General features: G+C 48.1%; 18 protein-coding genes. 13 read left to right on the plus strand and 5 right to left on the minus strand.

Features of this window, described 5'->3' with window-relative positions:
- Positions 1-347: 347 nt before the first annotated feature.
- Entirely contained in the window at positions 348-542 is a 195-nt protein-coding gene (locus AB5062_RS06535) for a hypothetical protein (RefSeq protein ID WP_080715528.1), read from the minus strand.
- A 213-nt stretch (positions 543-755) separates the two neighbouring features.
- On the opposite strand from AB5062_RS06535, the gene AB5062_RS06540 reads away from it, so the two are divergent.
- The 4 genes from AB5062_RS06540 (at position 756) to AB5062_RS06555 (ending at position 3,947) form a co-directional block, all read left to right on the plus strand.
- Positions 756-1,139, plus strand: coding sequence for a single-stranded DNA-binding protein (locus AB5062_RS06540; protein WP_007571923.1), 384 nt, complete (start codon positions 756-758; stop codon positions 1,137-1,139).
- A 380-nt stretch (positions 1,140-1,519) separates the two neighbouring features.
- On the plus strand, positions 1,520-2,047 hold the full coding sequence (locus tag AB5062_RS06545; protein WP_007571928.1) for a hypothetical protein: 528 nt from the start codon (positions 1,520-1,522) through the stop codon (positions 2,045-2,047).
- 426 nt (positions 2,048-2,473) lie between these two features.
- Positions 2,474-3,163, plus strand: coding sequence for a hypothetical protein (locus AB5062_RS06550; RefSeq protein ID WP_007571930.1), 690 nt, complete (start codon positions 2,474-2,476; stop codon positions 3,161-3,163).
- Positions 3,164-3,632: 469 nt separating this feature from the next.
- Entirely contained in the window at positions 3,633-3,947 is a 315-nt protein-coding gene (locus AB5062_RS06555) for a hypothetical protein (RefSeq protein WP_007571936.1), read from the plus strand.
- 59 nt (positions 3,948-4,006) lie between these two features.
- Here AB5062_RS06555 and AB5062_RS06560 read toward each other — a convergent pair whose 3' ends face one another.
- Positions 4,007-4,399 carry a hypothetical protein gene (locus AB5062_RS06560; protein WP_007571940.1) on the minus strand — a complete coding sequence of 131 codons (393 nt, stop codon included), beginning with the start codon at positions 4,397-4,399 and terminating at the stop codon, positions 4,007-4,009.
- 97 nt (positions 4,400-4,496) lie between these two features.
- Positions 4,497-4,778 (minus strand): HU family DNA-binding protein, encoded by a 282-nt coding sequence (locus AB5062_RS06565; RefSeq protein WP_007571941.1) that lies wholly within the window; start codon positions 4,776-4,778, stop codon positions 4,497-4,499.
- 217 nt (positions 4,779-4,995) lie between these two features.
- On the opposite strand from AB5062_RS06565, the gene AB5062_RS06570 reads away from it, so the two are divergent.
- Both AB5062_RS06570 and AB5062_RS06575 read left to right on the plus strand, forming a co-directional pair.
- Positions 4,996-6,360, plus strand: a complete 1,365-nt coding sequence (locus AB5062_RS06570) for an MATE family efflux transporter (protein ID WP_007571943.1) — start codon at positions 4,996-4,998, stop codon at positions 6,358-6,360.
- 210 nt (positions 6,361-6,570) lie between these two features.
- Positions 6,571-6,807 (plus strand): winged helix-turn-helix domain-containing protein, encoded by a 237-nt coding sequence (locus AB5062_RS06575; RefSeq protein ID WP_007571944.1) that lies wholly within the window; start codon positions 6,571-6,573, stop codon positions 6,805-6,807.
- A gap of 100 nt (positions 6,808-6,907) precedes the next feature.
- On the opposite strand, the gene AB5062_RS06580 is transcribed toward AB5062_RS06575, so the two are convergent.
- A complete protein-coding gene (locus AB5062_RS06580; RefSeq protein WP_008654963.1) occupies positions 6,908-7,240 on the minus strand; it encodes a multidrug efflux SMR transporter in 333 nt (110 codons plus the stop codon).
- A gap of 335 nt (positions 7,241-7,575) precedes the next feature.
- Complete coding sequence (locus tag AB5062_RS06585; RefSeq protein WP_007571946.1) at positions 7,576-8,223, minus strand: recombinase family protein; 648 nt, start codon at positions 8,221-8,223, stop codon at positions 7,576-7,578.
- A gap of 234 nt (positions 8,224-8,457) precedes the next feature.
- On the opposite strand from AB5062_RS06585, the gene AB5062_RS06590 reads away from it, so the two are divergent.
- From AB5062_RS06590 to AB5062_RS06620, 7 genes are all read left to right on the plus strand, one after another.
- Complete coding sequence (locus AB5062_RS06590; RefSeq protein WP_007571947.1) at positions 8,458-9,507, plus strand: hypothetical protein; 1,050 nt, start codon at positions 8,458-8,460, stop codon at positions 9,505-9,507.
- 26 nt (positions 9,508-9,533) lie between these two features.
- Complete coding sequence (locus AB5062_RS06595) at positions 9,534-9,986, plus strand: hypothetical protein (RefSeq protein ID WP_007571948.1); 453 nt, start codon at positions 9,534-9,536, stop codon at positions 9,984-9,986.
- Positions 9,987-9,996: 10 nt separating this feature from the next.
- Positions 9,997-10,395, plus strand: a complete 399-nt coding sequence (locus AB5062_RS06600; protein WP_171059043.1) for a hypothetical protein — start codon at positions 9,997-9,999, stop codon at positions 10,393-10,395.
- Positions 10,392-10,982, plus strand: coding sequence for a hypothetical protein (locus AB5062_RS06605; protein ID WP_007571950.1), 591 nt, complete (start codon positions 10,392-10,394; stop codon positions 10,980-10,982). The genes AB5062_RS06600 and AB5062_RS06605 overlap by 4 nt, the downstream gene beginning before the upstream one ends.
- On the plus strand, positions 10,972-11,814 hold the full coding sequence (locus AB5062_RS06610; RefSeq protein ID WP_008654966.1) for a hypothetical protein: 843 nt from the start codon (positions 10,972-10,974) through the stop codon (positions 11,812-11,814). The genes AB5062_RS06605 and AB5062_RS06610 overlap by 11 nt, the downstream gene beginning before the upstream one ends.
- A 222-nt stretch (positions 11,815-12,036) precedes the next feature.
- On the plus strand, positions 12,037-13,494 hold the full coding sequence (gene mobV / locus AB5062_RS06615; RefSeq protein ID WP_007571955.1) for a MobV family relaxase: 1,458 nt from the start codon (positions 12,037-12,039) through the stop codon (positions 13,492-13,494).
- Positions 13,495-13,546: 52 nt separating this feature from the next.
- Complete coding sequence (locus tag AB5062_RS06620) at positions 13,547-14,953, plus strand: OmpA family protein (RefSeq protein ID WP_007571956.1); 1,407 nt, start codon at positions 13,547-13,549, stop codon at positions 14,951-14,953.
- Positions 14,954-15,003: the final 50 nt, after the last annotated feature.

Here is a 15,003-nt window from a genome sequence, read left to right on the forward strand (position 1 = left end):
GTAGTACGGGCTGGAGTACCAGTTTCAGCCCGGTTACACCGGCTAAAATCTAAAACAGATACGCGGGTGCGATACCCTCTTTTATTTCCGAACAGACACTCATACCGTTTCCTTCGGAAATACCCCTTTATACATTTCGGCTGCGCCATATCCTTTTATATCGAACGGCCACTCATGCAAAGGCGGCTTCTCCGCTTTGTTTCAAGGCAGACTTCGGCCATTTTTCCTTTACCTCTTCTTTCCCTCATTTCTCTTGCCGGATAGAGACAGCGATATCGATACGTCGCACACGCCTTTTGCCGGATCTTCGTCCGATAGTATTTTCCACGATGCAGCGTATATGGTTGTTAAACGGTATATCGTTCTTGCCGCTTCAACCCCAAACAGCCGATACACTTTCTCGCCTGATGTTCTTCCCGCCCACCTGCCGGAACGGGAGCGGTCTTGTGTCGGTGGACGGACAGGTCTTTCATGTTTCCGAGTCCGCTGCGGATTGTTTCGCCTCGACTTTTTCGCGACCGCTTTCTATTTGAAGTCGCCATATCGTTTTTCGTTGCAAAGTTAGTATGCAGACGGGCGCGACCCGATGGTCTTGACCAATGGCGTATCGCACAAATCTTCCTTTATCGGGCTTGCGGTTTGGGGCTTCGCCTCCAAAATAAAGAGTATTTATGCGCTATCCTTGGTGCAGCCCTTTACTGCACCTACTTTTATGCACCGTAAAACTGATTTATTAACTTCAAAAAGCAATCGCAATGAAAAAGATCGAGAACAATTTCGCAGTAACCGGATTCGTGGCAAAAGATGCCGAAGTCCGTCAGTTCACCACCACAAGTGTCGCACGTTTCCCGCTGGCAGTGGCCCGTCAGGAGAAGAACGGCGAAGATACCAAGCGTATATCCGCTTTCATGAACATTGAAGCGTGGCGCAAGAACGAGAATACCGGGTCGTTCGACCAGCTCACCAAGGGCACGCTGCTTACCGTGGAGGGCTATTTTAAACCCGAAGAATGGACCGACAAAGACGGCGTGCTGCACAACCGCATCGTGACGGTTGCAGTCAAATTTTATCCGGCTGTCGATAAAGAGGAGGAAGTTCCTGCGGAACCGGCAAAGAAACCGAAGAAGGGCAAGAAGTAATTCCTGCCTTTTTGAGACAAAGCGGCCCGAAGGCCGCTTTTGTTTTGCTCGTTACCGTTCCGGAACGTCTATACTTTTATACTCCTTCATACTCCACACGAAGAGTCCGCCGTCGTCCATTGATTTTCCCGTGCAAAGTTAAGGCGGTCGGGAACCGGCAAGGCGCGGCTTCATTTGAGGTTAACAACCATCAACTCGCAAGCTCGTCAATACTTGTTCAACACAAATGAAATCGTCCATAGGACTATCCGCTTCCTCCTTGCCTTGTTTCCCTTCTGTCCGCCTTGTGGTCCGCACGTAAAATCAAATCCCGCCGGACGAGGGAAACCCTCCGAAGGCAGGGATAAAAAAACAAAAGTCAAACTTAAAATTCAAGACGTATGAAACAGATGATTTGGTCAAGCTATGACCTGTTGGACGAAACGGCAAAAGAATACTATCAAAATTCACAACGGGAAATATTGGACGATGACTGTTACGAGGTCAGCGATGAAGAATGGGCAGAAGAAGTATATCGCTGGCTGGACGACGAACGGAGCAACCTGAATAAAGAAGTGGACGGCATTATTGTCGTGTTCGGCAACTTGGGATTATGGAACGGCCGGAGACAAGGCTATCAAATATTGGGCAGCACCATTGCCGATATTTTGAAATCCCAGTGCGACGATGCAGAATGGTACGGCGACGGCTATAACATTCGCGGACGGATGGGCCATCATGACGGTACGAACTACACCTTGTATCGTATCGCCAAAGACCGTGATGAAGCGGAGCGTATCGCCGATAAGATTTACAACCGTGAAATCGACGAAGAAGGTTTCCGCCGGAGAACACGTTCCCTCTATCCGTATGTAGCCGCCGTGTACGGCTGGAAAACAAGGCAGCGCAAGCCGGACAAGGCCGCATAAAATGCTGTCCACAAAATACCGCAACGCATCCGCCAGAGATGGTTGCGGTATCCTTTATCGAATGGGCGAAACACAGAACCGTCTCCTTTTATAATCAGCTCCATTCCTTTTTATCACTACTCACGGAGCAATATCCGCCTTTTATACCGACCCCGGTCTTTCGTATATCTCCCGTCTTTTCTTCTTTCCATCACCGGTTTGGTTTTACCAGATGCAAAGGTAGGCCGTCGCACTTGATCCGGTGGCTTGAAGTGCATTTCTTGCAAAATTCTTCCTTACCGGGGTAAGAGTAATTTTCCAAGGAAAGCCACCGTATGAAGTTTTCCCGACAGCCGTGTACCGCATCCGTAAAACCCCAAAGCGGTTCAGGAAGAAAGAACCGACAAAAGGGAAAATAAGTATTAACAATTTCAAAAAACTAAGATTATGCCTAATCATGTGACAAACCGTTTAGAAATAAACGCAGACCGGGAAACAGTACAAAAAGTAATGAATTTCTTAAAAGGTAAAACCGATGATGACAATACGCCTTGTTACATCGACTTCAACAACATCATTCCTATGCCTGAAGAACTGTTGATAGAAAAAAGCAGCAGTGGAGATTTGGGTATGAAATACCTTGAAGCAATGCAGTTGAAGCCATTCTATTTTTTATTGGACGATGATGCTTTGAGAACCATTCAATGGATAGAAGGATTGGCGGAAAAGGACAGAAAAGAAGCGCTGCAACTTGGAGCATCGTATTTGGAAAATCGGAAAAAGTACGGTTATCCCACTTGGTACGAGTGGTCTACCGCCACATGGGGTACAAAATGGAATGCCTATCACCAAGACTTTGAAGAGCCGAACATACTTTGGTTCGATACGGCATGGAATGGAGTGCCACTGCTTATCCAAAAACTTTCCGAGATATTTCCGGATGTGGAATTCCATTACGCCTATGCGGACGAAGACTTAGGTTTCAATACGGGAAGAGGAACAGCCCGCAATGGAGAAATCAACATGACGATACCCGAAGGTAGAAGCAACGAAGCCTTTGAAATCATGTTTTTTGTGAAACCGGGAATGGACGAATATTTTGAACTGACGGACGAAGGTTACAAATGGGTTTCCTAAACATTCGGTACAGATAATGACCGGTGCAGGTTCGGGATACATTGACAATGGATGTGTCCTGAATCCTTTTGCCGGAATTCCCCCTTTATATCTTCATGGCTCTTTCCCTTTTATCGAAACGCGGTCCGTTCCCCTTTGTACCGTGACTATCCAGCCGGAAAGTAATCCTTTTATAACATTTTAGCTTCCCCCGTTTTATCCTCCTTACAGCCGTTTCCCAACACTCCATGCCGAAAGCCCGCTTATTTTTTCTGCAAAGTTCGATTGCCGCTTGTCTGTCCTGTCAAGAACCGCTTACGCTTGCTGTCGAAAAATCTTCCTCCCCGACTTTGTTGGAGAGTGTATTTTTCGCAGCCTTCTTGCCTGGACCGACCGTCAATCCTATAGGCAGAAAAATAATCAACCTTTCGGTACAGGATTGTACCAAAGGGAAAAACAAAAAATAGTTCAAACTTAAAATTTAGAGCGTATGACATTTAAAGAATTTATGCAAGAGAACGGTTATGAGTTACAAACAACCTTTTGGGAAGACTTCTCAATAGCGGACAGATTTGGGTTGGCGGCTGTTTTGGACACTTTCAACCGGGCTTTCAGGGAGTGGAAAGGGGACTATAAGTTCTTGACGGAACTGACATTGGTACTTAACCATAAGATATGGCAATACTATGAAAACAGACCGGATATGGCGGTACTTTACAATACTCTTTGGGAACAAGCCGACCAATACGCCAAAGAGAATCTGAAAGGGAACGAGTTAAGCTATTACTGGGAGGTGACGGATTAAATATATAATACCCTCGCATGATATAAAGAAAAAGAGGCAGTTCTAAAAGCCTCTTTTCTTTATAGGTTAACTTCTAATTCTTTTCCACCAGATAAACAAAAATACGCATTCTGGAGCTGGTGTAAGTATTCTATGCGGTGTCCGCTTACCGTATATTCATTAGCATGAGTGGTAATGTAATATACAGTTTGATCATCCCAGTCTTGTGTAATCTCCATTTCATCATTGTCAAATGTATAATCGTCAAGCTGATTAAAACCGCATTGCAAAACCAATTTTTCAGTAAGTAATATTGGCTGAATGTCTCCATTTGTTTTATACGGAGGTTCTCCCCATTTATAAACAACGGATATATTCTCTTTTCTCAACTTAGGATCATAATCCAATGCACAAACCAAAGATGGTTTACCTTTATAAGCAACGTAATTGCCAACTCTCAATTCTTTAATCATAACAATTCTGTATTATCTTTTAGACTAAAAACTTAATCCCTCTTAAATCGCTAATAGATACAAATCTACAAAATAAAATGAAACTTTTACACGTCCTTTATTTTCCCTCTTTTACGGCATTCAGGAATACTTTTGCCGGTTTGAAGGCGGGGATGGAATGAGCCGGAATCACAATAGTTGTGTTCTTTGATATGTTACGGGCCACCTTCTCTGCCCTTTGCTTGATAATGAAGCTACCGAAACCCCGCAGGAACACTTCGTTCCCGGCAATCATCGCATCTTTTACATTCTCCATGAATGCCTCGACCACGGTCATTACGACCTCTTTCTCTATTCCGGTCTGCTGTGCAATCCGGCTAACAATTTCTGCTTTTGTCATATATAAGAATTAAATAGCAATGTACAAAAATGCAACTTTTTTTGGATAAGTCAAATCTTTGGCCCACCTTTGCGGCGAAATAACGCAAAGGACATTTTATAATCCTCATCGGAGGGCTATGGAAGCCGGATAAGATGACTGGGTAAAACCATCGTCTTATCCGGCTTCCGTCGTTTTCTGCCGGAAGTAAACCATATAATATAAAATACAAAGACGTATGAAAGAAAAAGTGATTGATTTTGGGAATGAGAGAGTTTCCGTTCTGTTTAAGAAACTGTTTTTCCCCACTCTGTTGGGAATGTTGAGTATGTCGGCGGTAACGACTATCGACGGGATTTTCGTGGGACACGGCGTGGGCAGCGACGGGATTGCAGCTGTAAATATCTGCGTCCCTCTACTGATGTCACTCATGGGTGTTGGACTGATGATGGGGGCAGGTTGTTCCGTAATCGCTTCCATTTACTTGTCGAAAGGAAAAACCGTTTTGGCACGTGCGACCATCACCCAAGCCATGCTTTTCGTGACGCTCATATCCGTAACCGTCGGAGGATTCATTCTGGCGTTTCCCGAAGAAACCGCCCGTATGCTTGGCTCGTCGGAGCATTTGCTGCCGCTGGTTGTCGATTATCTGGTCTGGTTTTCCCCGTCTCTGCTGTTCGAGTTGTGGATTGCCGTCGCCTTGTTTGCCATGCGCCTGGACGGCGCTCCGAAACTCGCCATGTGGTGCAGCATCATAGCCGCAGCGGTGAATGTCGTTCTCGACTGGCTGTTCATCTTCCCGCTGGGCTGGGGAGTGATGGGGGCGGCATTTGCTACCTCCCTGAGTTGTTTGGCCGGGGCAGCGGTGGCGATGGGTTACTTGTTGTTCTATGCCCGTGACACTCGTTTGCATTCTCTTCGTCCGGGTAGAAAAAAGATTTTATTCTTCTTCCATGATATAGGAATGCAGTGTAAGATAGGATCATCCGCCTTGTTAGGCGAATTGACAATGGCGATATTGCTGTTCATCGGCAACCAGGTATTCATGCGCCATTTGGGAGATGACGGAGTAGGTGCTTTCGGAGTAAGCTGTTATTATCTCCCGTTCGTCTTCATGATAGGTAACGCCATTGCCCAATCTGCCCAGCCTATTATCAGTTACAATTTCGGCACAGGAAGCACGGAAAGAGTTCGTTCCGCCTTACGCGTTTCCGTGTTTGCGGCATTAGTTTGCGGAGTCATTTCTACTGCCGCCTTTATCCTGTTTCCTGAATTGCTTGTCGGACTATTCTTGCGCATTGACAATACTGCCGCACGCATAGCGATAGAAGGATTCCCTTATTATGGCACGGGGTTCATCTTCTTTATTTTGAACCTCTCCATTATCGGATATTATCAGAGCATGGAACAAGTAAAGCCGGCCATCACATTTGCTGTCTTGCGCGGACTTGTTTTTCTGGTTCCGTGCTTCATGGCATTACCTGCCATAATGGGAGTAAAAGGAATTTGGCTCGCCTTACCGTTGTCTGAAATTCTGACGACTTTAGTGATTGTCGTTACATTTTGGATATATTCCCGGCAACGTGCCATAATTTGCAGGTAATTTTTTCGGATTTAGGTTCCATGTAAAATGCCGCTATCAAAAAAGTTTAAAGATTGGTAGCGGCATTCTGAGCAGTTATCCGGAATAAAAATTCCGCCAAATGCATGATGTATTAATAAACATTAATGGGTCGTAAGCAATAATTCGTTATCAAAACTGTACATTTGCATAGCATATTATATACATATAACAATAAATATATTATAATTTATGGATAAATACATCATTGGCGAGAACGCTGGTAAAGTTTGGCGTTTATTGAATAGTGACCATCTCCGTAAATGGGAATTTTCAGAGATAAAGAAAATTACAGGGATGGATGATGCCGAGTTGGGTAGTGCTATTGGCTGGTTGGCCCGTGAAGATAAGGTACAATTCGAACTTGAACATCATAACAGTAAGGACGAAAAGGCATACTTGTATCTTATGTTGAATGTATATATTTGACTCCTTCCTATAATGCTGAAAAAAGAAAGAAACCATGCTGATGAAAAACATGATTTCTTTCTTTTCGTTTGGTATAGAACACAATGACGGGACACTTCCATCAATGAGAGACCGAGTTGGAGAAGACATTGATGACGACCACTCCGGCAATAATCAGGACCAGCCCGATGATGGCAGCCAGGTCGAGGTGCTGTTTGAAAACGAAAAAGCCGATAAGCGCGATAAGAATGATACCCACTCCCGACCAAATGGCGTAAGCTATGCCTACCGGAATGCTCTTCAGTACGACACTCAAGCAATAGAAAGCCGCCGCGTACCCCAGAACGGTCAATACGGACGGAACGAGTTTGGTAAACTGTTCGCTCTGTTTCAAGAAAGAAGTGGCTACAGTTTCAAAAACGATAGCCAAAAACAAGATAAGGTAAGTTTTCATTTATCTACATTCATCTTTTGATTTATACGAATCATATTCCGACTCCTGACACGAAAGAACCGGCAAGACAATGCCGCCGTTGCCTCATACGTGTTACTGGTCACGCCGGTAGTCGCTCTTGCTAAAACCGCCGAACACCGCTTTCAGAAGTTTACCCACTACCCAGAACACAACGATTATCAATATTACTTCCATACTACGTTTTTATTTAACCTGTATTAATAAATTAAACATCTGCTGTTTGTTACCAAGAGTGCGAATCCCTTTCAATTTTGTTTTCCGACAGTTAAACCGTTTATAAGCGGTAGTTGCCGCCGCCCTTTTCGTTTTACGGGTTATTCTTCCGCCGGACTGTCGTCCTTTTTCTTTTTCCGGGTTCCCAAGGGGCCGCTGAATTTCCCCCTGTTGAGTTTTACCCCATGCCTGTGGAGCACGCTGAATACCGAACTCCGACTGCTGTACCCGCTTACCGCCATGATGTCCTCGAATGAATGGCCGTTGACATACATGTCAACAATAGTATTTTCCTTGTCGGCCTTATCCATAGCCTTCATCGTTTTCTTCGGAATCTTCGCGTTCTGTTGCAGGTTCAAGACACGTGCGGACGAATATCGCAGTATCGCCACCTCTTCGGGAAGCGCCCCGAACATCTCCAGCACATCGGCAACCGTCGTTTCGGGAAACAGTTTACCCCGTGAGTCGATCCGGTCATGGATGGATATGATGCGTACCACCTTGATACGGCACAACTCAATGAAAGCCGACAGTTCGCGCGACCCTCGGAGGGCATTGCTGAATTTGGCCACCACTACCTCGTCACCCCTTTCGAGGCTCGCCACAAGCTGTTTCCATTTAGGCCGTAGCGCCTCGCTTTCGACCGGTTCCTCTATCACTTGTACACAGCCGTACTTCTGCATCCATTCTTTGTCAGCCTCGAACCCGTCGTAACGATCCGCCTTAAATATGTAACCTACTTTTGCCATCTCATTGTACACTTCTATGATAACAAGTACAAATATAACAGTTTTATTTTAAACTAAACCATACTTTGAACGGAAAATCGAATAAAGCACTTAAATCTCCCGTTTTTTTCACTTGTTTTCATTGAAAATCAAACTATTAAGTGTAATGTTAAAAATAGCTTATAAAACAAATTTCAACACTTGCCATCTTGAAAATAATACTTAGATTTGCGCTGTAAAATTCAAAATTGAACAATGAATAGTAGAAAATCATACTTAAAAATCATACTTCCCATTGCTGGACTTTCTGCCGCTTCGATTGCCGTTTTCACATTCCCGTCATGCGACAGTCCGAACGGCAAATCACTGGCGGAACCCCAAGACACGCCTGCCGGTCTGTACAGAGAGTACCTCTCCGAGATACGCAAGTCCCAAGAACTTTCCTTTGAAGAGCTGACTGTATGTATCGGGGAATGGCAAACCTTGAAAGATTCCGTGGCTGCAGCCATTCGGCAGGACACGGCCCGTCAGGCCCATTCCGGCACACGGGAAGAATGTCGTCTGTTACACGACTCCATTTGCTCGGAACTTTCCCGGTTGGCCCTGTCGAAACCGCGCACCTACAAGGAAGTGTTGAGCTTAAAAGAGCGGTTCTCTCCCTATGCCGGAGACGTGGAACTACACCGTTCCGCCGAGGAGATCCGCCCGTTTTTCGCAGCGCTGGATAAACGGCCTGCCTACCGTGGCAACAAGGAGCAAACGCTGTCGGCATATCGTAAGTTGCTTGCCGGAACCCTGAACAACGGCATACACGACAGTCGTGACCTCAAGAGATTCATCGAGAAAGAAGACGCCGTTTTTCGCGCTTTTCTGTCCGGTCTGCACGATTCCGGCAGTGCAAACATGGCCGACATTACCCGCGACACGGAGAAGTGCTGTTCCGAGGTGTTTCTCGCTGCCGGACGCAAAGAGATTACCTACAAGGAGGCCCTGATATACATGGCCCTGCGTGCCGACCGCCGACTGATACAGAACGTGCGTACCTGTCTCGACGACATACATCGGGGCGAAATCGCGACACCCGAACAGGCGCACGCCTACATCTGGATGATACTCCAGCCCTACGCTTCCTTGGACGGCCTCTGTATGACGCTTCTTTCCCCAGAGGATAAGAAAGCCCTCGACCGGATTGCGACCGAAACACCCGGCGCTTTCGAGACACTGCGTAAAATCCTGTCGTCAGAGAACAACCGGTTGGACGAGCTGCCCGGTATGCTCATGGAGATATTCATCGCCTCTTTGTAAAAGCCTATTCATAAAATAAACGATATATGATTATGTTACGACACTTTCTGGATGACTTCATGTCGTTCGTACCCCTGCAAATGCCGCAGCTTCTCAATGTGGCGACAATGGAGGAGCCGCAGTTTTACGGCGACTACGTTCTGCTCACGTTCCCGTTGCGGGACCCCTATGATTTGGAGGAGGTCATGGACATATTCGAGGACGACATGGAGCTGATCACGCTCTACCACCATGTGCCGGTCGGATTGGAAAAATCCGGTCATAGCACCTGTGCCTACTCCAATCCCGCTTTCGGACAAATGTTCAAGATGAACGCCCGGACAGACGCGGACGGTAAGGTAAACCGCGTCATCGCGACCGTTTACGATTCGTTGGAACTGATGTACGGCGACCTGTCTCTCGACTTGAAACTCCACACCGGAAACGGCAGCTTCAAGTACAAGAAGGAGCTGGAAGACGTGCTGTTGGATTTCATGTAAAACAGTTCCTATGCGAAACACGATATATCGCCAGATGATTTTCTGCATCGACACATACCGCACATGGATAGAGGTGGCCGATGACAACCTCTACAAGGAGCACGTCATTCCGAGGAACAACCGGACCGATTTCCTGGTTTCCCGCACGCTGGTACTGCGTGCTTGCAAACCGCATGGCACATACGACCGGGGCATGACGTGGACGATTCCGGAGCATGATCTGGACGCGGCACTGGCTACATACCGCAAGCAGAACGGCATATTCAAGTCCCGGATGAAGAAAGGCGCATCGTCCCTGACAGCTGAAGACACCGAGAACATTATCCGCTTGGCCACCCACGGGATTGTCCGCTTGGAACTCGTGGTACGGCCCGTTCACATACCTTCAAAACCCTATTACCTGTTATGACTTGGATTATATTACAGTTTGTGTTTCTTGCAATGCCTGTCGTCCTTCCGGCACTGTTGTACAGGAGCAGACGTTACTTCATGGCAAAATTCTACGATAAAATGATATGGAGCGAAAAGGCCCGCAGGTTGTACACCCATGTGCTGCTTATCGTATTGCTCCTCTTCCATTATGTCTATACGAGCGGACACCCCGGCGAGTTCGGTGTTGTGCCATCCACCATTGTGTGTGCCGCATGGGCCTCTTTCCGGCGGGCGGACCGATGGATGCGCTGTTTGCTCGACCGGCCGAAACGTTTCGTCTGGTTTGCGCTCTTGGCATTGGTCATCGGCTTCGTGCCGCATCTGTACACGATGTCCGTAACCATCGCCTTTATTCTTTTGGCTGCCCTGTTCTACCCGTCGGCAAGGGTCATGTCCGAAAGGACAGACATGCGCAAATTCCTCGAATGGCTGGAATATCCCGGAGCATTAGCCGACAGTTATCATAGTATCATCACGCAAGACTGCCATGATAATGCGGATAATGGCAGTCCATACAATCCGCACGATATGAATCATCAAAAACAGAACGAAAATGAGAAATAGAAATGAAGCACCCGCCACCATACTGGCCAACACGGAAGTGTTCGACTATCTGAAAGAAAAAGTCGGCGAGCGGAAAACAAGAACAGAAGCCTACTGCGACCTGTTGGATAAATCGCTGGCAGGTTTCGTCTCCCCGTTTTTAAGGAAACAAGACTACGACCTCGGTCCCTGCCAGTGCCATGTGACCGTTTCCGACCTTGCATCCGAGTGGCATTGGCACCGCGCCACCGTCCGCTCGTTTCTGGACACGCTCGAAGCATTCGGGCAGTTGGAACGTATCCGGCTGGCGAAAAGCGTCATCATTACCATGCACCTGCGAATCGGCACGCCTGACATGCCGGACAGTGGGCAGAAAGAAACGGACTTTGCCACAAGAATACAAGGAATATTGTACGATTGGGTGATTGGCAAAGCAACTTCTTTCGATGTCGGCAAATCATGCGGACAAATCATGCGTCAGACCTTGGCGGAGATAACCGGACAGGACAGCCGGGCCTATCCGGACAACCATTCCGGCACGACATCCGTGCATACCCTCCGATCAGAAGAACAATTGCGTGAGACCGTTTTGGAGTGTATCGCCCATGCCGCCCTATGGCGGGTTCTGCGCAAGTCGAGATTCGACGACGGCTCACCGCTCGTGCAGTTCTTCCGGTCCGATCTCGGTGGGGAATGGGCGGCGTTCATCGAAGCCTCGAAAGAGCTTGCAGAGCTTGTTATCGACGGAAAGCCGGATGGAACGGATTTCGGTATGGACGAAGAGACGGAACGCCTCGAATCGCTTCGTAAACCCTTTCTATCGCTTTTAGCGAAGGCGCAGGAAGAAAGTTGAACAGGGATTCGCAGACAAAGATTGTATAACCACGGGCAATTCTCCCCGGTTCAGGTTCAAATATCCTTCCAGTTATAGCAGGCATCCGGGCTTGCCCGTCTGCCACTGAACAAAGGGAAGGGGGAGCCTAATACCCCGACCGACATTCGTCGGTGGGAAGGGTGTCCGTACAAGCAGCAAGCTGGGGACACGGGGGATTGTCCGAAATAACACGGAAGCAGTATGGCAAATGCAAAACAGGTTCTTGACGTTCAAGTGTCGAAAGGAATCACCGCCGCCCAAGGCAACGAACATCTGCGCAATCGCAGCAAAGAGGCAGAGAAGTACGCCATGAGTAAGGGCAACTACGATCCCACTCGCAAACATCTGAACTTCGAGATTGCGTCCGGAGGCAAGATACGCCCTATTGACACGAGCCGTAATATCCCGGAACGGATGGCGGACATATTGGGCCGTCGCGGAATAAAGGACCCCAACGAGGGACTGATCGAACCGAAATACCGCACGGTGGTAAACATCATCTTTGGAGGTTCGCGGGAGCGGATGCACGAACTCGCATTCGGTACGCAGAAGGTGGATTTTGAAAAAGGTGCGGACAATACCAGCATCAAAAGGAAGAGCGACATCGAACGTTGGGCAAAGGATGTCTATTCATTCGTTTGTGGCAGATACGGAGAGCAGAATGTTGCCGCCTTCATTGTACACCTCGACGAGTTGAATCCGCACGTGCATTGCACGCTTCTGCCAATCAAAGACGGGAAGTTTGCGTACAAGGAGATATTCGCCGGAAAGGACAAGTTCGAATATAGTGCGAGAATGAAACAGCTCCATACGGACTTTTTCGCCGAGGTCAACACGAAATGGGGAATGGCGAGAGGCCGGAGCGTCGCCGAGACCGGCGCACGGCACAGGACGACGGAAGAATACCGCCGTATGCTCTCGGAAGAGTGTACAACTATCGAGGAGAATATTGACCGCCACCAAAAAGTGCTTTCCGATCTTCATTCGGATATACGGCTGGCAGAGCGCAGGGTAAAGGGTCTCACTTCAATGGTGGAAAACCTGCGACGAGAGAAATCCGAAAAGGAGGCCCAACTGGCAGCACTCGAAAATGACATGAACTCCCGAAAAGACGATGCCTTGGCCATATCCGCCGAGAAAGAGAAACTCGAAAAAGAACTGGTCGCTATCCAAGGGAAACTGGCAGACAAACAGGAGAAGTTACAGACTGCCGACCGACAGCTTTCCGACCTCAAAGAGAATATGGATGCCATTCAGGAACGCACGGAACAGCTTAAGGAAGAAGCCTACGAATACACCCGTGATGTACATTCCAAAGTGGACAGCCTGCTCAAGGATGCCATGCTGGAAAACATGGTCGATGAGTGGCGGGAACTGTCGGCACGTATGAAGCCCTCCGAACGGCAACTGTTCGATGGCACCCTCGTGCGCTCCGTGGCAGAACAAGGCACGGAAGTCATGCACTGCGCCACACTGTTGTTCCTCGGCATGGTCGATGATGCCACTACATTTGCCGAAACACGTGGCGGAGGTGGTGGCGGCAGTGACCTCAAATGGGGACGCGATGACGACGAGGACAACCGGGCATGGGCGCTCCGCTGCATGAGAATGGCGAGCCGCATGATGCGTCCGGCCATCGGCAAAAAGCCCAAACGATAAATGGCAAAGATTGCCTGAAAACTGAATAGATTACAATTAAAAAATTGGAATTATGACAAAGAATATCATCTTTATCTTTGCGGCGTTCTGTACGCTGCAAGCCCGTGCGGATGTACAACCCACGGAGAAGGATACTGTACGCTGCATGTTCCGTTACGATGACACTGAACTGCTGCAGCCGTTACAGCCCTCATATCTTGACGGAGTGGTCGTCCCGGCACGGGGAAACGGCAACTGGTTCGTCAGTATCGCCGGAGGCACGACGGCCTTTCTCGGCACCCCGCTTGGCTGCGAAGACCTGTTCGGGAGGTTGAAACCCTCGTATAGCCTTGCCATTGGCAAGTGGTTCACCCCGTGGGTAGGCGCACGCATAAATTATAGCGGCTTGCAGTTCAAGGACGGTACGCTGGCCGTGCAGGAATACCACCACCTCCATGCGGATCTGCTATGGAATGTGCTCGGCGGCAGTTATTCCCGTCAGGAACAGGTACGCTGGCATCTGGCTCCCTTTGCCGGTATCGGGCTGCTGCATCATGCGACCAACGGGCATAACCCGTTTGCAGTCTCTTATGGTATACAGGGGCAGTACCGGATTTCCAAAAGGGTAAGCGCCCTCGTGGAACTCTCCGGCGCAACCACTTTCCAAGATTTCGACGGGTATGGTAAGGAGAACCGTTTTGGTGACCACATGTTATCGCTTACCGCCGGATTTTCTTTTCATATCGGCAGGGTCGGTTGGAAACGCGCCATAGACCCAAGTCCTTATATCCGCCGCGATCAGTGGCTTGTCGAGCGCGTAAATGCTTTGTCGGAAGAGAACCGTCTTTATGCAGGGCAGCATGACAGAGACCGACGGACACTCGCTGAGCTGAAAAAGATTCTGGAAATCGAAGGATTGCTCGACAAGTACAGCCATCTTTTTGATGACGACGATGCATTCGACGGCAACCGTTATCCCAAAAACAATTACAGCGGTCTGAACTCGCTTCAAGCGAGACTTAAGAACCGGAAGTGGGACGGGAAATCTCCCTTGGATGGGAAGGGTACACAATCTGCCGACACAATTCCCCTTTGTGCGGGTCAAGACACACTCTGTATGCAATATTTGGCTCGTATGCAGAACGGAAAAGAGTGTATCGGCTCACCCGTGTATTTCTTCTTCCAACTCAATACGGCGCGTCTCACGGATACCTCCCAGACGCTTAATCTCGACGAGTTGGCAAGAGTAGCGAAGAAGTACGGGTTATCGGTAAGCGTCATTGGTGCAGCTGACAGTATGACCGGAACAGCATCCGTAAACAATGTCTTGAGTGCATCAAGAGCCGATTATATCGCTGAAGAATTAATCAAACGTGGGGTGTCGGGCGACAAGATAACCAAAACTCACCAAGGCGGCATTTCCGATTATGCGCCCAATGAGGCCAACCGCCATACAAAGGTTATGCTGCATCTCAAATAATACTTTTTGTTCATACGATATAAAAACATTTTTTTTCGTTTATGGAGAGC

Origin of the sequence: Phocaeicola sp. RTP21359st1_B8_RTP21360_211022 (assembly GCF_040911965.1) — a bacterium.
GTDB lineage: Bacteria > Bacteroidota > Bacteroidia > Bacteroidales > Bacteroidaceae > Phocaeicola > Phocaeicola vulgatus.